18 protein-coding genes and 1 tRNA gene are annotated in these 18,604 nt (G+C 72.5%); 11 read left to right on the forward strand and 8 right to left on the reverse strand.

Translation table 11 applies throughout. The features are described from left to right. Window positions 1–1,977 carry an FtsX-like permease family protein gene (locus tag K7I03_RS20915; RefSeq protein WP_185944262.1) on the forward strand — a complete coding sequence of 659 codons (1,977 nt, stop codon included), beginning with the start codon at window positions 1–3 and terminating at the stop codon, window positions 1,975–1,977. Here the strand turns inward: K7I03_RS20915 and K7I03_RS20920 are convergent. Both K7I03_RS20920 and K7I03_RS20925 read right to left on the reverse strand, forming a co-directional pair. After that, window positions 1,931–2,155, reverse strand: a complete 225-nt coding sequence (locus tag K7I03_RS20920) for a DUF397 domain-containing protein (protein WP_224347136.1) — start codon at window positions 2,153–2,155, stop codon at window positions 1,931–1,933. The genes K7I03_RS20915 and K7I03_RS20920 overlap by 47 nt on opposite strands. Beyond that, window positions 2,152–3,036, reverse strand: coding sequence for a helix-turn-helix domain-containing protein (locus K7I03_RS20925; RefSeq protein ID WP_185944263.1), 885 nt, complete (start codon window positions 3,034–3,036; stop codon window positions 2,152–2,154). The genes K7I03_RS20920 and K7I03_RS20925 overlap by 4 nt, the downstream gene beginning before the upstream one ends. 205 nt (window positions 3,037–3,241) lie before the next feature. Between K7I03_RS20925 and K7I03_RS20930 the strand changes: the two genes are divergently transcribed. Together K7I03_RS20930 and K7I03_RS34350 are read left to right on the forward strand one after the other, a co-directional pair. Next, window positions 3,242–3,580 carry a hypothetical protein gene (locus tag K7I03_RS20930; RefSeq protein ID WP_185944264.1) on the forward strand — a complete coding sequence of 113 codons (339 nt, stop codon included), beginning with the start codon at window positions 3,242–3,244 and terminating at the stop codon, window positions 3,578–3,580. Continuing rightward, a complete protein-coding gene (locus K7I03_RS34350) occupies window positions 3,577–3,798 on the forward strand; it encodes a DUF6255 family natural product biosynthesis protein (protein ID WP_221903278.1) in 222 nt (73 codons plus the stop codon). Before K7I03_RS20930 ends, K7I03_RS34350 begins: the two co-directional genes overlap by 4 nt. Window positions 3,799–3,850: 52 nt before the next feature. Here K7I03_RS34350 and K7I03_RS20940 read toward each other — a convergent pair whose 3' ends face one another. Together K7I03_RS20940 and K7I03_RS20945 are read right to left on the reverse strand one after the other, a co-directional pair. After that, window positions 3,851–4,417: a GNAT family N-acetyltransferase gene (locus tag K7I03_RS20940; RefSeq protein WP_313772164.1), complete on the reverse strand. Its 567-nt coding sequence runs from the start codon at window positions 4,415–4,417 to the stop codon at window positions 3,851–3,853. Window positions 4,418–4,852: 435 nt separating this feature from the next. Further along, a complete protein-coding gene (locus tag K7I03_RS20945) occupies window positions 4,853–5,935 on the reverse strand; it encodes a Gfo/Idh/MocA family oxidoreductase (RefSeq protein WP_185944266.1) in 1,083 nt (360 codons plus the stop codon). A gap of 56 nt (window positions 5,936–5,991) precedes the next feature. On the opposite strand from K7I03_RS20945, the gene K7I03_RS20950 reads away from it, so the two are divergent. The 7 genes from K7I03_RS20950 (at window position 5,992) to K7I03_RS20980 (ending at window position 12,422) form a co-directional block, all read left to right on the forward strand. Beyond that, window positions 5,992–7,053 (forward strand): ROK family protein, encoded by a 1,062-nt coding sequence (locus K7I03_RS20950; RefSeq protein WP_185944267.1) that lies wholly within the window; start codon window positions 5,992–5,994, stop codon window positions 7,051–7,053. A gap of 249 nt (window positions 7,054–7,302) precedes the next feature. Continuing rightward, the gene (locus tag K7I03_RS20955) at window positions 7,303–7,608 is read left to right on the forward strand and encodes a hypothetical protein (protein ID WP_185944268.1); all 306 of its coding nucleotides are present in this window, start codon (window positions 7,303–7,305) and stop codon (window positions 7,606–7,608) included. Window positions 7,609–7,824: 216 nt separating this feature from the next. After that, window positions 7,825–8,742, forward strand: a complete 918-nt coding sequence (locus tag K7I03_RS20960; RefSeq protein ID WP_185944269.1) for an LAETG motif-containing sortase-dependent surface protein — start codon at window positions 7,825–7,827, stop codon at window positions 8,740–8,742. A 170-nt stretch (window positions 8,743–8,912) separates the two neighbouring features. Continuing rightward, window positions 8,913–9,692: an HAD-IIA family hydrolase gene (locus tag K7I03_RS20965; protein WP_185944270.1), complete on the forward strand. Its 780-nt coding sequence runs from the start codon at window positions 8,913–8,915 to the stop codon at window positions 9,690–9,692. 166 nt (window positions 9,693–9,858) lie between these two features. Continuing rightward, entirely contained in the window at window positions 9,859–10,497 is a 639-nt protein-coding gene (locus K7I03_RS20970) for a hypothetical protein (RefSeq protein ID WP_185944271.1), read from the forward strand. Between the two features lie 19 nt (window positions 10,498–10,516). After that, the gene (locus K7I03_RS20975) at window positions 10,517–11,179 is read left to right on the forward strand and encodes a class F sortase (RefSeq protein WP_185944272.1); all 663 of its coding nucleotides are present in this window, start codon (window positions 10,517–10,519) and stop codon (window positions 11,177–11,179) included. Window positions 11,180–11,342: 163 nt separating this feature from the next. After that, window positions 11,343–12,422, forward strand: coding sequence for a glycoside hydrolase family 6 protein (locus K7I03_RS20980; RefSeq protein ID WP_185944273.1), 1,080 nt, complete (start codon window positions 11,343–11,345; stop codon window positions 12,420–12,422). Window positions 12,423–12,452: 30 nt separating this feature from the next. Here the strand turns inward: K7I03_RS20980 and K7I03_RS20985 are convergent, their stop codons facing one another. The 4 genes from K7I03_RS20985 to K7I03_RS21000 form a co-directional block, all read right to left on the reverse strand. Then, window positions 12,453–14,468: a radical copper oxidase GlxA gene (locus K7I03_RS20985; protein WP_185944274.1), complete on the reverse strand. Its 2,016-nt coding sequence runs from the start codon at window positions 14,466–14,468 to the stop codon at window positions 12,453–12,455. Then, on the reverse strand, window positions 14,465–16,321 hold the full coding sequence (locus K7I03_RS20990; protein ID WP_185944275.1) for a glycosyltransferase family 2 protein: 1,857 nt from the start codon (window positions 16,319–16,321) through the stop codon (window positions 14,465–14,467). Before K7I03_RS20990 ends, K7I03_RS20985 begins: the two co-directional genes overlap by 4 nt. A gap of 203 nt (window positions 16,322–16,524) precedes the next feature. Next, window positions 16,525–17,211, reverse strand: a complete 687-nt coding sequence (locus K7I03_RS20995; protein ID WP_185944276.1) for a FadR/GntR family transcriptional regulator — start codon at window positions 17,209–17,211, stop codon at window positions 16,525–16,527. Between the two features lie 125 nt (window positions 17,212–17,336). Continuing rightward, a tRNA-Lys gene (locus K7I03_RS21000) sits at window positions 17,337–17,410 on the reverse strand. Between the two features lie 397 nt (window positions 17,411–17,807). On the opposite strand from K7I03_RS21000, the gene K7I03_RS33860 reads away from it, so the two are divergent. Next, window positions 17,808–18,578 (forward strand): C40 family peptidase, encoded by a 771-nt coding sequence (locus K7I03_RS33860; RefSeq protein ID WP_185944277.1) that lies wholly within the window; start codon window positions 17,808–17,810, stop codon window positions 18,576–18,578. The last annotated feature ends 26 nt before the right edge of the window (window positions 18,579–18,604 follow it).

Genomic DNA, 18,604 nt, shown 5'->3' on the forward strand with positions numbered 1-18,604 from the left:
GTGCGTCTCCATCGCCTCTTCCTCTCCGAAGCGCGGGTGTACCCCGCACGAGTGCTCGGCGCGGCGTTCGCCTGCGCGGTGACGGCCGCCGCGGTGGGGGCCTGCGGGCTGCTGCTCGCCGCGGTGGAGCAGTCACCGGCCGGTGCCTGGGTATCGGGTGCCCAAGGCGTGAAGGACACCGAGAACCTGCTCAGCCTGCTGATCACCCTCATGGTCATGTCCGCGGTGATGGTGTTGGGGACGACCGTGTCCTTGTGGACGTCGCAACGCCTGCCGGAGTTCGCCGTCCTCCGGGCGCTGGGGGCGACCGTCGGCCGGATCCGCGCCCTGGTGACCACCGACGTTCTGTGGCTCGCGGCCCTCGCATCGGTCCTGGGGGTCGGGGCGGGGACGGTGCCGCTCGCGCGGTGGTGCCGAAGTCTGCTGGTGGAACGGGAGTTGCTACCGGGATCCGTGCAGTTGCCGGGAGCGGGCACGACCGCGCTCGTCGGCGCGGCGGTGTGTGCCGCGGTCTGCTGCATCGCCGTTCTCGCCGGGCTGGGGGCCATCCACGCGGCGGGCCGGGCCAGCGCCATCGCCGCGGTGCGCGGAGGGACGGACCAGCCGGAGGGCGGACGGCGCCGGGCCCGCTTGTTCACGGGCCTGGCCATGGCGCTGCTCCTGTGCCTCCCCCTCCTGGTCATCATCATGGTGCCGCAGATGCCGGACATGTACCGGGCGGCCATGGCGACGGGGCTGGCGCTGGTTCTCCTGCCGACGCTGGCCGTGCTGGGGCCGTGGGTCATCCCCGTCCTGAGCGGTCCCTTCGCTGCCGCTCTGCGCCTGCTGGACCGCCGGCTGGGCAAGGTCGCGGCCGCCGGTCTGCGCGGAACGTCCGGCCGCACCGCGGCGGTCGCCGTCCCGGTCCTGATCGCGCTGGGCATCTCGACCTGCATGCTCGGCGCCGACACCCACGTGAACCAGGCCGTACGGGAGCAGACCGCCCAGGCCCTGCGCGCGCACGCCGTGGTCACGGCCCACGACGGCGTCCGACTGCCCGCCGAACCGCCGGCCCTGCGACGGGCAACGGCGGTTCCGGTACTGGCCGCGCGGCTGAAGACGCCGCCTTCCTTCTGGGAGAAACGCCCCAAGCCGCAACGCGCCTGGGGCGTCGACGGCAAAGCGCTGAAGAAGGTGCTCGACCTCGATGTCACACAGGGAGACCTCGGACGGGTCGATACCGGATCCTGCGCCGCCGGCTCGACCGTCGCGCAGGCCCAGGGCTGGCACCTGGGACAGCGGGTGCGCCTCACCTTCGCCGACGGACGGCGGCAATCACTGCGACTGGCCGCGGTCTACCAGCGGGATTTCGCCTTCCCGGGCCTGCTGCTGTCACGGAAATCGGTGCTGGCACACACACCGGACGCGTCGGCCGATCGGATCTTCCTCACCGGTGACAGCGGCGCGTGGCCGACCACTCCTGGGCAACGGGTGCGGTCACAGGACGACTACCTCTCCCGCCTGCAACCACGCAACCCTGCCGATTCCTTCGCCACTTACCTGATCGTCGCCATCGTCACCGGCTATGCGCTGCTGTCCGCGGCCAACACCTGCGCCTTGGCCCAACGGGACCGCGACTCCGAGAGGGCTCGTCTCCGCGCCATGGGCCTGAGCCGACCGCAGCTCTTCCGGCTGGTCGCCCTGGAAACGCTGGCCGCTACGGCCGTGGGAGCTGTCCTTCGTCTCACTCGTCTGCCTCGCGCCCCTGGCCAGCCAGTTGGGCCAGGGCCTGTGGCCGGCTTTCAACTGGCCGTGGCTGACGGGCGTCACCGCGGCGACGCTCGCACTGACCGTCGGTGTGTCCGTATGCGCCGCGCATCCCGCGCGTCGGATCGGCAGGCAGTACGCCGAGGCATCGGCGTGAAATCGCTGTCACCTGTTGCATCTGCACTCAGCACGCCGGTTTCAGGCCATTCGGCTCCCGCATCGCCGCGATGAAAGCCACCCAGGCGCTCGGCTCGAAAGTGCAGGCCCCTCGCGGCCGCGCCTTGCTGTCGCGGACGGCTATGCGGCGGTCGGGGGTAGGGCGGTGCTCGACGCACTGCTCGTCTCCGTCGGGGCAGTACGAGGACTTCCGCCAGTGGCTTTCCTGGGGGTGGGGGCGTTGGTGTATCACTTTGCACCCCTTGTGTGTTGTTGTTCGAGCTCAAGCACGATGGACTCCATCAGCTCGGCGGTCTGCGTAGTCGACAGGGCGGCTGCCTTCAGGCGGGCGATCGTTTTCCAGGCTTTCCTGATCACCTCATCGTCCTCCAGGTACAGACTGCCGTCGAGGGATGGGATGTGCACGACGTCCAAGTCAAGGGGTTTGGGGTACGAGAACACGGTGAAAGCACCCTGGACAGTGCTCCATCCGTGATGACGGAAGGGGACGACCCGGACCGTCAGCGCGGGTTCCCGGTTCACGGCGATGAGGTGCCGGAGCTGGTCGGCCAGGACGGTCGGGCCGCCGATCTGCTGGTGGATGGCACCTTCATGGATCAGGGCCAGGTATCGAGGCGGATTGTCCCGTCGCAGGATCTGCTGCCGTGCGAGGCGGAGATCGACGAAGAAGTCGACTTCCGCGTCGGTGAGGTGCGAGGACGCATCGCGGATGACAGCTGCTGCATAATCCCGAGTTTGCAAGAGGCCCGGGATGAGTTGGGGCTGGAACGCGGTGATGCGCGCGGCATCCGATTCATGGGTCAGCAATTCCTTGAAGTCCGCGTTGAGCCTGCTGCTGTGGCCCCGCCACCAGGTGCGCTGATTTCCCTCGGCGGCGAGCGCGATCAACCATTCGCGCGTCTTCTCGTCGGCGATCTCGTACAGCGCGAAGAGCGTCTCCAGTTCCAGGCGGGTCACGCGGTGGCGGCCCGTCTCGATGCGGCTGATCTTCGTGTTGTCGGTGTGGATCGCCTGGGCCGCGTCGGTGGCGGTGATGCCCGCTGCCTCGCGGGCCTCCCTGAGGATGGTGCCGAGCCTGCGGCGGCGGGCGGTACGGCGGGACGCGTGTGCCATGTGCTGCTTCTCCCCTTAAGCGTTCGGGTCCAGCGTGCTGCGTGGGAGGGGCGCGTCGCCTCAATGTGCGGGTTGATCACCCAGAAGGGTGATTCCTCCAATTTGGAAGGCTATTCCTTGCCGGATGGGCGCAGACTGATGGAGCAAGGTCACAACGAGCAACCTGCACAGGAGTGTTGCTGTCCACTATCGGGGGGCGGGGCTCATGACGTACAGAACCGGCACCTACGTCGTCGACGTGCGGGAGAACCGGCTGGTCCAAGTGATCGGCGCCGACGAGGGTCGCGTGCAGGTCCGCCGGCCGGGCGGCGGTCTGGAGTGGGAAGTGCCGCCGTCCGCCCTGCGGTTGGCGACGCGCGAGGAACGCAACGCGGCGGGGTTGCGGCCGTACCAGACCGGTTGCGGCCGGTGCGCGGAGCTGGAGGCGGCGAGGCGGGTCGCCGCGGGCGGGGGCGATGCGGCGGTGTCGGGGGACGCGACGGCGGCGGCGCTGACCCACTGGGTGACGGAGCACTGCGGGCGCGGCGACGAGGGGCGACGATGAGGACGGGAACGGGAACGGCGAAGACGCACACCACCACCGGCCGCCTTGTGCGGCACTGCAAGCACACTGCGGGCTGGGACTCCCGCGGCGGGGCGGAACGCTGCCGGGCCTGCGGGACGTGCCGGTTCACGGAATACCGAGCGGTACGGCCGCCCGGCCCACTGCCGCCGGGGCCGCCACCGCCCGAGGGCGCTCCGACGCGGAGGGGGAGGGGGTAACGGCAGCGCGGACGACGGAGGTTCACAGGTCAGCGGGAGGAGCGACCCCGCCTCACTGATCCCCATCCGCCGCCGCGCGATCACGCAGCATCACCGCGTGGACGCCGTTGCCCCAGGGGTCGACCTCGGCGATCGTCCGGTAGCCCCACGAGCGGTACGCGGTCCGGGCGGGTGTCGCCGCGTGGTGGACGGTGAGGAGGATGCGGTCCGCGTCCGTGGTGCGGAGCAGGGCGTCGTGCAGCCGGCGGGCGAGGCCGTGTCGTCGGTGGGCGGCGCGGACGGCGAGTTCCAGCAGGCAGAGGGTCCGGTGCCGGTCGGCGGGGGCGACGTACGGGTCCCACCAGCCGGACCGCCGGTCGAGGGTGGTGCCCAGCGCCATGCCGGCGGGTTCGCCCGCCGCCGTGCGGGCGAGGGCCGCGCGGAAGGCGGGGTGCGCGGCCTCCGTGCGGAAACGGTCGAAGGTCAGGGCGACGTCCGCTTCCGTCTCGCCGTACGGGGGTTCGGCGAACGCCTCGGCGTAGACGAGGCGGAAGGCGTCCATACCCCGGACCGCCGTCGGGCCGTCCATGGTCTCCACGGCATAGAGACCGGCCGCGGCGCGGGAGGCGGAGTGCGTCATGGCCGTCATTGCAGCATCCGGTGCCGGGCGAAGCCCAGGCGGGGCGAGGAGAACGGAGGTGACCTGCGGGTTCGAAGATCGACGTGACAGGTAGAGGCGATGGCCATGCCCGGCACCGGGTTCTCCGTCACGATCCGGGCCGAGGTCCTGGCCTTCGAGCCGGAGCGGATGCTCAGGGTCGGGTGGCGGGACGCCGCCCCCGACTCCCGGTCCGGCGCCGACTGGACGGTCACCTGGGCCCTGGAGGGGGAGGGCCGGGGCCCGCCTCTTCCTCGTCCACGAGGGCTTCGACCCGGACAATGCCCTCCAGATGCGCGCCCGTTCGATCATGGACGGATCATGGACGGCGGCTGGCGGTCCGGCGTGCTGCGTGGCCCGGCCGGACTGCGTGGCCGGACCGTGGGGAGCGGGGGGCGCCGGACGGGACGGCGGTGGTCAGAGGGTGATCGTGCGGCCCTCCGTCGCCGACACCCTCGCCGCCTCCAGGACGCGCAGCGCCGCCGCCGCCTCCGCCGCGGTGACCGGCGGCCGGCCGCCGGTGCGCAGGGCCTCCACGATCGCCGCGTAGTAGGCGGGGTAGTCGCCGGGGAGGGTCGGCACGGGCTCGCCGCCGCCGGTCAGCGGGGACTCGCCCTCGCCGAGCCGGCCCCACAGGGACCGCGGCTCGACGCCCCACGGGGTTCCGTCGTCCGGGCGCAGGCCCTCGCGGAGGGCGGCCTCCTGCGGGTCGAGGCCGTACTTGACGTAACCCCCGTCGCTGCCCAGCACCCGGAAGCGGGGGCCTAGTTGGGCCGTGGTGGCGCTCATCCAGAGGTGGGAGCGGACGCCGTCGGCGTGGCGGAGGGCGATGAAGGTGTCGTCGTCCGCCTCGGCGCCCGGGCGGCGGATGTCCGCCTCGGCGTAGACGCTGACGGCGGGGCCGAAGAGGGTCAGCGCCTGGTCGACCAGGTGGCTGCCGAGATCGTAGAGGAGGCCGCCCAGTTCGGCGGGGTCGCCGGACTCGCGCCAGCCGCCCTTGGGGCGCGGGCGCCACCGTTCGAAGCGGGACTCGAAGCGCAGGACGCGGCCGAGGCTGCCGTCGCCGACCAGGGAGCGGACGGTGCGGAAGTCGTTGTCCCAGCGCCGGTTCTGGAAGACGCTGAGCAGCAGCCCGCGCCGCTCGGCCAGCGCGTCCAGTTCGTCCGCCTCGGCGGCGGTGGCGGCGAGGGGCTTGTCGACGACGACCGGCAGCCCGGCCTCCAGGGCGCGGCGGGCCAGCGGCACATGGGTGCGGTTGGGGGAGGCGACGACGATCAGGTCGAGGTCGCCGGCGCGGGCGAAGAGCTCGTCGGGGTCGGCGGAGGTCCGGGCTCCGGGGTGTTCGGTGGCGACCTGCCGCTGCCGCTCCGGGTTGGCGGTGACGACCGTGTCGAGGGCCAGGCCCTCGGTGGCGGCGATCAGCGGGGCGTGGAAGAACGACCCCGCGACGCCGTAACCGATCAGGCCGACGCGGAGGGGGGTGTCGGAGATGCCGTCCATGCCCGCCACTTTGGCAACACTGTTGCAAAAGCGCAAGCGCCCACGACAATGGTTCCGTGAACAGGACCGATCCCGGAGCCAACCTGGCCGCGCTGCGCGACCACAACACCGCCGTCGTCCTCGGGCTGCTCCGCTGCGCCGGCCCGGCCGGCGCCAGCCGGGCCGAGCTGGCCGCCGGGGCGGGGCTCACCCCGCAGGCCGTCAGCAAGATCACGGGCCGGCTGCGGGACACGGGGCTGGCCGCCGAAGCGGGCCGCCGCGCCTCCACCGGCGGCAAACCGGCGACGGCCCTGCGCCTGGTCCCCGGCGCCGCCCACGCCGTGGGCGTGCACCTCGACCGGGACGCGCTCACCGTCACCCTCGTCGACCTCACCGGCACCGAGACCGCCACCCGTACCGCGCCGCTCGACTTCGGAGCCGGGGCGCAGGCCGTGCTGGACGCGGTGGCCGACGCGGTGACCGCGCTGCTCGCCGACCACGCCACCGGCGACGTGCTCGGTGCCGGCGTCGCCGTCCCCGGCCCCCTCGATCACCGCAGCGGCGTCCTGCACCGGGTCACCGGCTTCCCCCGGTGGGACGGCTTCCCGCTCCGCGACGCGCTGGGCGAACGGCTCGGGCTGCCCGTCGTCGTCGACAAGGACACCAACGCCGCCGCGCTCGGCCTCGCCCTGCGCGCCCCCCGCGCCACCGGCTCCTTCGCCTATCTGCACCTGGGCACCGGCCTCGGCGCCGGGCTCGTCCTCGACGGCGGCGTCCACCGCGGACCCCGCACGGGCGCGGGGGAGTTCGGGCACCAGGTCGTCATGGTCGACGGCCCCCTGTGCGCCTGCGGAGACCGCGGCTGCCTCGAAGCGCTCTGCCTCGCCGCCGTCGCCGAGGGCGACACCGCACGCGCCGCGCGGCTGCTCGGCGTCGGCGCGCTCAACCTCGTACGCCTCCTGGACATCGACGGTGTCCTGCTGGGCGGCGGTGTGGTGCTCGCGCGGCCCGCGGCCTTCGTGGGCGGGGTCCGGGACGCGCTCGGCGGCGCGGTGCCGGTCGATGTCGCCCCCGAAGGGGCCCGGGTGGTCGTCGGGGGCGCGGCGGAGCTGGTGCTTGCTCCGCTGTTCGGGGTCTGACTCCCGCCCTGCTCGGGGACTGACTCCCGCCCTGCTCGGGGTCTGACTCCCGTCCTGGTCCGGGTTCGGATCCCGTCCTGATCCGGGGTCCGGCTCCCTTCCCGGTCCGGGATCCGAAGGGCGGCCGGAAGCCCCGGCCGCCCGGCGTCGGTCACCCCTCCGGGGGAACGCAATGCACCCTTACCGACCAACCGCGTTGTTCCTCATGTGATGTCCGCTTTCCGATCCGTCACCCGGAAGGGAACCCCCATGAGAACCGCCGCCCTCCTCCCCGCCCTCGCCGCCGCCCTCCTGCTCACCGCCGCGGCCCCCGCCACCGCCGCGCCGCACGGGATCAGCCGGACGTACCAGGACCCGGCCGGCAAGGCCGCCACCCACACCCTCCTCTGCCCGGGGCGCGAACACGCGCACAGCGGAGGGGCGCAGGTGGAGCCGCACAACTACGTGGCGAGCTCCGCGCCGACGGACGACCGCCGCGGCTGGACGATCACGACCGAGCCACTCCCCGGCAACACCCGGGCCCGCAAGGTGATCCTCTACGTTCTCTGCGCCTGACCGGACGGCCCTCTCAGGGCAGCGTTCCGGCCGCCCACCCCCGTCCGGGTGAGCCGCCCCTCGTCCCAACGGGCGGAAGTCCGCCGCCGGCCGGGGGACATGTCCGTCGTGTCCTTCGCCATGCGGCGCGCGGCGGGGATGTTCCCGCCACCGGGAGTCACCAGAGTCATCAGAGCCACCAGAGTTCCCGGAGCCCCCAGCAGCAAAGGTTCCCCGATGCCGTTGTCCCGCGCGCTGCCGATCCCCGTATCCGCCGCGCCCGCTCTCCCGGCGCGCGCGGCGGCGCTCGCCCCGCCACTCCACGCCCTGCCCCTCCACGCCTTGCCGTTCCTCGCCCTGGCGGCGCTCGTCCTCGGCCTCGGCGCACCGGCACCAGCCGCCGCCTCTGTCGCACCCGCCGCCTCCGCCCCACCCTCGACACCGGTCGGGCCCGCCGCCGAGCACCGTGGCGACCGGCCGGGATGCGGGGACGCCGGCCGCACCGAGTTCCCGATCGCCTCCCGGCTCACCGGCGGCCCCGACGTCTACGAGCGCGGCGCCCCCGCACCCGCCTGGGAGCTGGAACTCCGCAACGTCACGGGCCAGGAGTGCCGGGACGTGCACCCCGTCGCCGTCCTGGCCGACGCCAAGCGAGCGCTCCGGCCCGAGCACATCCACCTGGAGTTCTACGACAAGGAGGGCGCGCGCTGGCGGCCGGTGCGGTTCGAACGCACCGAGGAGGCGGAGAACGTCGGCGTCTTCGACGGTGGTTCGTCCGGTTTCCACGGCTTCTCCGTCCCCGCCCGCAGGACCGTCGTCGTCCCGCTGCGGCTCGGTTTCACCGACGCCGCACCCGACGGGCCCGTCACCGCGAACGTCACCGCCGTCCAGCGGCGCGGCGCGGACGGCGCCTGGGTCGGGGAGTCCGGCGACTACACCTTCACCGTCGCCCCCGCCCCGACCGCCCCCGCCCCCACCCCCGCCAGGCCGGGCCCGACACCGCACGCCGTCCCCGCGCCGGGCCGCGACCCCGGCCCCCCGGTCCTCGCGGCGACCGGCGGATCGCACGCCGTTCCCGTGCTCGCCGCCGTCGCCTGCGTCTGCCTCGCCGGCGGGGCGGGGCTGCTGCTGTGGGCCCGCCGGATGCGGCGCTGACCGGCCCGGGCGAAGAAGTGGAGGAGCCATCCGGAAGGCCGCCGCCGCGGGCTGACTAGGCTGGGAGGTGCCGGCCGGTGGGCGAGCCCCGCCGGTCCGGTTCGTCCCCGATCCGGCGAGGGGCCTTTCGGGCCCGGCGGCGGGCCGCCCAGCATGGCAGGAGTTCCGCAGTGGCAGAGCGCAAGCCCATCGAGTCCTGGCTCACCGACATGGACGGTGTGCTGATGCACGAAGGCGTCCCGGTGCCGGGGGCGGACACCTTCATCTCCCGCCTCCGGGACTCCGGGAAGCCCTTCCTGGTGCTCACCAACAACTCCATCTACACCCCGCGCGACCTGCACGCCCGCCTCCAGCGGATCGGCCTCGACGTGCCCGTCGGCAACATCTGGACCTCGGCCCTGGCCACCGCGCAGTTCCTGGACGACCAGCGGCCGGGCGGCACGGCGTACGTCATCGGCGAGGCCGGGCTGACCACCGCGCTGCACGACATCGGCTACGTCCTCACCGACGCGGACCCCGATTACGTCGTTCTGGGCGAAACGCGGACGTACTCCTTCGAAGCGCTCACCAAGGCGATCCGGCTGATCAACGCGGGTGCCCGCTTCATCGCCACCAACCCTGACGAGACCGGCCCCTCCGCCGAGGGCGCCCTGCCCGCCACCGGTTCCGTCGCCGCGCTGATCACCAAGGCGACCGGCCGCGAGCCCTACTTCGTCGGCAAGCCCAACCCGCTGATGATGCGGGCCGGTCTGAACGTCATCGGCGCCCACTCGGAGACCAGCGCGATGATCGGCGACCGGATGGACACCGACGTCCTCGCCGGACTGGAGGCCGGCATGGAGACGTTCCTGGTGCTCACCGGCCTGACCCGGCCCGACGAGATCGACCGCTATCCCTTCCGGCCGTCCCGCGTCGTCGACTCGATCGCGGATCTCACCGAACTGATCTGAAACGAGCACACACGGAGATGAACGCCGCCCCGGACGGCGGACATCGCTGCCCGCCGTCCGGGCGGTACGGACATCCGGTTCGTCACCGGTTGGAGTAACGGGAGCACGGAGCGGATGCGCGGCCGCTCCCGGGCAGGTGAACTTCTGAGGTATCAGGAGGTTCATCATGGTTTCAGTCCGCTCCGCACTCTGTGGTGCGCTGGCGGCGGTCGCCGTCGGTGCCGCTCCCGCCCATGCCCTCGATGATCCCGTGACCACCCGGACCACGACGGTCGACATCGTCCCCCTCACCGCGAAGCCCGGCGCCGACGTACGCGTCCGCGTCTCGGGGTGCACCGGCGAACGCGCCACGGCCGTCTCGGAGGCGTTCGTGACCGACGCCAAGCTCACCCGCGACACCACCGGGCACCTCGCCGACGCCACGGTCCGCTCCACCACCACGGCCGGCACCTACCCGGTGCGGGTCAGCTGCGACGGGCGGGACGGCGTCGCAGAAGGCCAGTTGATCGTCCTTCCGGAGGCCGGCGCCGCCTCCCTGGCCGACGGCCACGACGGCCGGGGCCCCGCCGTGGGCGGCCACGACGGGCACGACGGCTTCGTCGCCCAGGAGCACGCCCAGGAGCGCGCTCCGGAGCACGACCACGGCGTCCCCGTCGCGCCGGTCCCGGCCGGAGGCGGCGGCACCGCCCCCGTCGCCGCCTCGGGTACGCCCGGCACCCCCGGCCTGGTGGTCGGCGGCGTCGGCGTCCTGATCGCCGGCGGTCTGATCTGGTACCGCCGACGTACCGAGGCGGGCAGACGGTGAACGGAAGCGACCGGGTGCCATGTCGGAACCACGCGCCAGCGGCCACGGCCGCCTCCTGACGGGCCTGGCCTGGGCCGCCCTGCTGGTCGCCCTGTGGCTGTGGGGGCGCCAGGCCACCGAGGTGCCCATGGGCTCCTGGCCGGCCACCGGTGACGTGGCCGCCGCCGGCCGGCCGCCCGCCCGGGAACTGCCGCCGCCCCTCGCCCCGCTGCCCGGCGCCGAGCCGGAGCGGCTGGCCGTCCGGGCCATGGGGCTGCGCGCCCCGATCGAGGGCCACGGCCTCACGCCGCAGGGGGCGGTGGAGCCGCCGCCGTACGAGCGGCCGGACGCCGTCGCCTGGTACCGGGGCGGCCCGCAGCCCGGCAGCCTCGGCGCGGCCGTGCTCGTCGGGCACGTCGACACCGAGCGGGCGCCCGCCGTCTTCGCCGACCTGGGCAAGCTCAAGCGGGGCGAGACCGTCACCGTCACCCGGGTCGACGGCTCCGCCGCCGACTTCACCGTCGAGGACGTCACCGTCTTCGCCAAGGACCGGTTCGACGCCGCCAAGGTCTACGGACCGCACGACCCCGGACGGGCCGAGCTCCGGCTGATCACCTGCGGCGGCGACTACGATCGCGCCCGCCGCGAGTACAGCGCCAATGTGGTCGTCTCCGCCTACCTGACCGGAAGCGGACGGGCCTGAACCGTACAAGAAGCGGCAATTGTGCTCCGAGAGAGCGATCTGCCGTCATGTCATGAGATGACTTCCCACGCTCGTGGGCACGCTGTGCCAGCATGGGGGCGACCGGTTCATTGTCCCGAGGGGACCCCAGACGTCTCCCGGAAGTACACCCAAGGGGGAGTGGATGTACGGCAGTCACACCGGCCACACCCGCCCAGCCTGTTCGGCTCACACGGCCCTGACCCGTACCGGCTCCGCGATGGCCGCCCTGGCCGCGCTCGCCGGACTCGCCGGGCTCACCGGCTGCTCCTCCTCCGACGACGAGGCCACGGGCCCCGGCCCGCAGCCGTCCGCCGCCTCCCCGTCCCAGCTTCCCCGGGACCACTCCCCGTTCTGGGTGAACCCCAACGGCAACGCCGCCCGGCAGGCGGCCCGGCTCCTCGGCTCCGGCAAGGAGCAGGAGGCCCGGCTGATCGCGAAGATCGCCCAGCAGCCGGTCGCCGAGTGGATCGGCGTCGACGACCCCGAGAGCCAGACCCGCGGCTTCACCGAGGCGGCGGCCAAGGCCGACCGCGACGCCCTCCTCGTCCTCTACAACATTCCGCACCGCGACTGCGGCCAGTACTCCCAGGGCGGCGCCGCCGACGGCGACTCCTACCGCGCCTGGCTGGACCGGGCGGCGAGCGGCATCGGCGACCGCCGCGCCACCGTGATCCTGGAGCCCGACGCGCTGCCGCACATGGAGGACGGCTGTACGCCCCAGCAGTTCCACGAGGAGCGGTACGCGCTGCTCAAGGAGGCCGTCCGCAGACTGAAGGCGCTGCCCCGCACCAAGGTCTACCTGGACGCCGGCAACCCCAGCTGGGTCACCCCGGCCGACCGGATGGCCGAGCCGCTGCGCCGCGCGGGCATCGACCGGGCGGACGGCTTCGCGCTCAACGTCTCCAACTTCCAGACCACGCAGGCCAGCAAGGAGTACGGGCACACCCTCTCGGCGCTGGTGGGCTACAAGCACTTCGTCATCGACACCAGCCGCAACGGCAACGGGCCGCTCTCCGACGGCGATCACGAGAAGGCCTGGTGCAACCCCTCCGGGCGGGCGCTCGGCGAACCGCCCACCACCCGTACCGGCGACCGGCTGGTCGACGCCTACCTGTGGGTCAAGCGGCCCGGCGAGTCGGACGGGGCCTGCAAGGGCGGGCCCGACGCGGGGGAGTGGTGGGAGACCTACGCCCTGGAGCTGGCCCGGAACGCCCGTTCCTGAGCGGGCCACGGCTTCCTGGCCCAAGGGCGCTCAGTCCTTCTCCTCTTCCTTTTCCTTCTTCTCGTCCTTCTTCTCCGCCGTCGGCACCTTCACCCAGACCGCCTTCGACGGCGTGCCCTTCTCGTCCACCACCATGACCATGTACCACCCGGGCGGCACCAGGGACGGGTCCTTCGGGAGGGTCACGGTGAAACGGTCGGCCCCCTCCTTCTTGAGGTCCAGTGCGATCGACCGCTGTTCGATGTTGGTGACGTGGGTGAACGAACCCGGCCGGATCAGGCGGGCCTTGGCGACTCCCTGCGCGGAGGTGATCCGGTAGGTGGTCTTGTCGCCGAGCTTCACGATCCGCCGGTCGGTGTCCCTGATCTCGGGACGGTCGCCCTTGTGGAAGAGGTACGGCGGGGTGTAGAGGTCGATCTGCTGCTGGAAGACGCCGGGTTGGGTGTTGTCCTTGTCCCGGAAGAGGGAGTCCGAGCCGAAGGTCATCACCCGTCCGTCGGGCAGCAGCAGCGCGCCGGAGTGGTAGTTGCGGCCGACCAGCGGGTCGGCGACCCGGTGGGAGGCGTTGGCCTTGGGATCGTAGATCTCGGCCTTGAGGACGTTGGAGGCGCTGCGGCCGCGGTAGTCGCCCGAGCCGTTGGTGGTGAGGACCGTGTCGTCCGGCAGGATGACGCTGCTGGGGTAGCGGGCCTTGGCGTAGAGGTCCGGGCCGTCGTGGAAGCGGGGGCGCTCGGTGTGCAGGTCGACGATGCGCGTCTTCGCCGTCGACTTCTTGTCCTCGCCGACCCCGCCGCCGCCGAGCACCATGTACCGCTGGTCCTGGGCGGGCGGCAGCAGGACGGACATCGAGGTCTCCAGGGCGTCCGGGTCGCTGATGCCGGGGACCGGGATGAACGAGTTGTTCCCCAGGTCCCACACGCCCGGGTCGCGGCCCTTGTCGGCCGGGCCGTAGCCCGCGTTGGAGCCGGTGTAGAAGATCTTCCCCTTGTCGGTGAGGAAGAGGGCCGGGTAGGTGGGGAAGAACCGCTCCTGCGGGAGGTAGGCCCACTTCTTGGTCTTGGGGTCGTAGACCTCGTTCTTGCCCGGGACTACCTGGCCGATCTCGTCCAGCCCGGAGACGGAGAGGACCTTGCCGTCCTGGAGGGTGGTGAGCGTGGGGTACCAGCGGGCCTCGTTCATCGGATCGACGGTGACGTAGCGCTCGGCGACCGGGTCGAACTCGAAGGCGTCCTTGATGCCCTGGAAGTCCTTCTTGTCGAACGACAGCTTGTTGGCGATGCCGTAGAAGTTACGGTCGTCCTCGCCCGTGAGGCCGTCGATGCGGTAGTTGTCGGTGAGGCCGGTGGCGTGTTCCTGGCCCTGCTCCAGCGCCTCCACATAGACCCGGGCGGTGCTGACGGTGACCTTGACCTTGCCGTCCTTGCCCTGTTCCTTCTTGGCGCGCGGCACCAGGACGGCGTCCTTCGACTCGAAGGTCTTGCCGGACTGCTTGCCGGTGAACCGGGTGCCGGCCGGGAAGGTCATCGGCTTGTCCGGGTTCTCGTTGTGGACGATCATCAGCCCGCCGGCCCGGGTGACATCGCCCTCCAGCTTCTCGTAGCGCTGGGTGCCGCCCGCGACCAGCAGCTTTCCGTCCGGCAGCTGGGTGTGGCCGGCGCAGAAGAGGTCCTTGGGGGTGGGGATGTTCTTGAAGGTGTTCTTCTCGGGGTCCCACAGGACCGTCCGGAACGTCTTCGCCGCGAAGTTGGCGGCGTTGTTGCCCGAGCCCGCGACCAGCAGCACCTTGCCCGTCTGGAGCAGGGCCGCGTGGATCGTGTTGATCCGGTACTCGTCCGGGACGTCGACGACGTCCCAGTGGCCGTTCGCCGCCTTGTACTCCGGCTTGTTGATCTTGTACTCGTGGTACTGGTCCGAGGCGTAACCCCAGATCGCCGGCCCGTTCATGCCCGCCAGGACGAGGGCCACCGCCGCGCCCACCGCCGTCCGGCGGGTGCGGCGGCCGATGACGGGCCCGGAACGGCGGTCGGTCAGGTGCCGGAGTCTCATGGCTGGGCTCCCTCGGGCTGCTTGCCGTGGCGCGCGGTCCACCACCAGGCGACGATCGGCGCGACCGTGATGACGACGGCCAGGGCCGCCCAGGTGCGCATCGCCGCATGGCTGTGGCCGAGGAAGAACGAGGCCACCAGCGAACCGCCGAAGATCAGTAGGAAGAAGAGGTGGATGCGGAAGGTGCCGAAGAGGGTGTCCGGGCTGGCGGAGTCACCCTTGGGGGTGACCACGAAGCGGCTCTTGCGGCGCAGGACGGCGTCGAGCAGCGAGCGGGCGTAGACGGGCGCGGAGAGAGCGGACATCACCATGCCGGCGACCCCGCCGGAGCCCTCGGGCTCGTGAGGGGAGACGTTGTGCCGGCGGTTCCAGATGTAGAGGCCGATCTGGAGTGCGGCGGCGTCGCTGTAGAGCATCATCCAGACCTGTGAGTCGATCTGGATGCCGGCCGCGCCCAGGCCCAGGAAGAGGGTGCAACTGAGGGCCCCCAGCATCCAGTTGACCGCGGTCATCGGATAGTAGATGACCATGAGCGTGTAGTTGAGGAAAGGGCCGGGCGCGAGGGTGAAGGGGCCCTTCCAGTACTGCTTGATGATCGTCTCGTAGGTGCCCCGGGACCAGCGCAGCTGCTGGGTGAAGAAGTCCGTCCAGGCGTTGGGGCCCTCCCCGACGGCGAGGACGTCGGGCGTGTAGACGGAGCGCCAGCGGCGGCCGGTGGCCGGATTGCGGTGGCGGTGGAGCTCGAAGCCGGTGGCCATGTCCTCGGTGATCGAGTCGTAGAGACCGCCGACGCCCTTGAGGGCGCTGATCCGCACCGCGTTGTTGGTGCCGACGAACATGGGGGCGCCGTAGCGGTTGCCCGCGCGCTGGATGAGGGCATGGAAGAGGAACTGCTGGCTCTCGGCGGCCTTGGTGACCGTCGCGTCGTAGTTCCCGTACACCTGAGGTCCAACGACAAAGGCGACATTGGGGTCACGGAAGTAACCGAGCATGCGCTCCAGGAAGTTGGGCAGCGGCACGTGGTCGGTGTCCACGGAGGCGAAGAAGTCGTAGTCGTCGCCGTGCGCGTCCAGCCAGGCGTTGTAGTTGCCGTGCTTGGTCCGCGCCCGGTGCGGGCCCTTGGGGCGGTTCCACCTCTCGATCCCCTTGCGGGTGAAGTGGCGCACCCCCAGCCGGGCGCAGACCGCCTTGACCTCGGGGTCGTCGCCCTCGTCCAGGAGCCAGACGTCCACAGGGCCGCGGTGGCGGACCCGCACGGCGGCCTCCAGGGTGCGGGTGACCATCGCGATCGGCTCCTTGCCGGGCACGAACGAGGTGAGGAACGCGACCCGGGTGCCGGTCTCGGGGACGACGGGTATCGGGTCGCGGGCGACCAGCGTGGCATGGGCGTTGGAGATGACGTTCAGCGTCCGGAAGAGCTCGATCAGCCCGATGGAGACCAGCATGACCAGGTCGAGGACGCGCATCAGCGGTCCGACGTGGTCGCGCTGCACCCAGTGGGCGGGCTGGAGCAGCCAGAGGAGGAGGACGACGGAGACGACGGGGGCCGCGCCCAGCAGGAGCGCGGCCCGGACCCGGTGCGGCTCGTCGGCCAGCAGGCTGCGGTAGCGGACGGTGTAGGGGCCGTCCCCCGGGCGGGTGAGCGGGCCGGCGAGCCGGCTGTAGTGCTCGTAGTCGTAGCGGGGATGGAAGGATCTGGGGGCACGCGGGCGGGCCGAGCGCGGAGGGGCGGGTCTGCGCCGCGCGTCGTCCGGCCCCGGGGGCGCGGGGATGCGCGGCCGGGTGGTGACCGACGGGTCGCGGGGCGGATCGTACGGGATCTGCCGCCGCGCGTCGGCAGGCGTGGACGTCATCAGTCATTCCCCCCACACGCGGGAACCCCGCGTGGTACGCCGGTACATGAACCCCGGCCGGCCCCCCTCGGCCGGCGCGGGCGCCTGGACACCGGCTCCCTCCGGTGTCTCCCGGCTCACTGTGTGCACGGTGAGACGGGGATCACAGCCGCCGTTCAGGATCTCTGACGCCTCTTCATGATCGCAAGGGTGAAACGAGCGGTTTACCGGGCAAAGCGGTAGTCCAGTCGGAGACGTGTACGAATGTCGCAGAAATGGTCACGGATGGCCTCTTCCGTTCGTTCCGCGTCACCTGTTCGAACCGCCGCGACGATGGCCCGGTGCCGGGCGCAGACCGTCCCCGGGTCGGCCGGCGCGGACGGCGGGCCGGAGCGCACCCGGTGGAGGGCGGTCCAGTACGCCTCGGGAACCGTGTCGAGCAGGGGGTTGTCCAGCCCCCGGCGGAGGGCGGCGTGGAAGGCCCGGTCGGTCTCCGCGCGGACCGGACCGGTCAGGGCCTCGTCCGCCATCCGGGCGACGATCGCGTCCAGCTCGGCCAGATCGGCCGCGGGCACCCGCCCCGCAAGCCGCCGGGCCAGTCCCGCCTCCACCGCCTCCCGCAGTTCCAGCAGCTGGAGCAGGCTGTCCTCGCTGCGCCGGTGGCCCGCGACGGTGCGGAACGCGAGGGCCTCGACCACGGGCTCCATGGTCATCGGGCCCACATAGGTGCCGAAGCCGTGCCGGATCTCCACGATGCCCATCGCCTGGAGCGCCTTCAGCGCCTCGCGCACCCCCGTGCGCCCCGTCCCCAGCAGCTCCGTCAGCTCGCGCTCGGTGGGCAGCGGCGCCCCCGGCGGCAGCCGGCGGTCGACGATGAGCCTTTTGATCCGCTCCGGATGGTCACTGGCCATTGGGAGACTGTGCCCGGGTGTCATCCGCTTGGCCAGCACACGAAAGCCTGGGGCAGAACCGTACGGATGACGGCGGGAACGCCGAGAGGCCCCTCACGGTGAGTGAGGGGCCTCTCGGCTGTCTGTGCGCCGCCAGGGACTCGAACCCCGGACCCGCTGATTAAGAGTCAGCTGCTCTAACCAACTGAGCTAGCGGCGCCTGCTGACAGAGAAAACTCTACCTCACTCCTGGGGGTGCCGATGACCACCCTGGCGGAGTACGGGCCCGGGCCGAGTGGACCGCCGCCCGGGTCCGCGCTGGTGGGAGGCCCGGCGGGACCGGTGGACCGCCGTGAGGTGCGGGGCACGCGGACCGTTGAGAAGCTGGCGGAGCGGTGCCTGAGGCAATCGATCGCACGCCCGCGGGCGACCGTGGACCGAGGGCGGAAGGCGGTGGAACGGTGCGGACGACAGCCGGTGGACCGATACCGGACGGCCGTGTGCGCCCCCGGCGCGACACGACGTCCGCCCCGCCCGGCACGGGCGGAAGTACTGCGGAGAGTGACGAGGACGCCGGGCACCGGCGCTGCGCCGTCCGGGGCGCCATCGTGGCGGCCGTGGGCGCGGCCGTCATAGCCGGCTCGGGCACGGCCGCGGCCGCGCCGGGCGACCCGCCGGACCCGGTGGCCGCGCCCGTCGCCGCTCCCGCCGCGCCGGAGACCCCGGCGGAGGCGTCCACGGCCGCCGACACCGGCGCGGACGAGGACGGGGTGGCGGAGGAGGCGTCCGGTGCCGGGGGTGAGGAGGAGTCCGGTGCGCTCCCCGCGGAGCCTGAGACGCCCGCGGCACCCGGGGCGGGGGAAGCAGTGCTGCCGGAGGCGGACGGGACGGGGGCCGACTCCGGCGGCCCGGGAGACACGGCCGTACCCGCCGAACCGGCCGGGCTGCCCGCACCGGAGGCCGAGACACCGGCCGCCGGCGCGGACGCCATGGACGACATGGGCGCAGCCGCCGTGGCCAAGGGGCTGGAAGCGGCCGTCGTGTACGCGCTGGCGCACATCGGCGACGCGTACGCGCTGGGTGGCACGGGCCCGCACCGCTGGGACTGCTCCGGGCTGGTACAGGTGGCGTACCGCCGGGCGGGCGTCCGGCTGCCGCGCATCGCCGCGGATCAGTACCGGGCCACGGCACGGATTCCGCGTACGTCCCTGCGCCGTGGGGACCTGGTGTTCTGGTCGCGGAACGGGCGGGCGTCCGGCGTCCACCACGTGGCGATCTACCTCGGCGACAGCCGGTACCTGGAGGCGGCCCGGCCGGGCACCAAGGTGCGGATCTCGACATTCGCCCGGTACAAGCCGAACCTGTACGGGCGGGTGCGACTGCCCTGAGCCCTCGCCGCGCCTGTCGGGGGCCC

Source organism: Streptomyces mobaraensis (genome assembly GCF_020099395.1).
Taxonomy (GTDB): Bacteria; Actinomycetota; Actinomycetes; order Streptomycetales; family Streptomycetaceae; genus Streptomyces.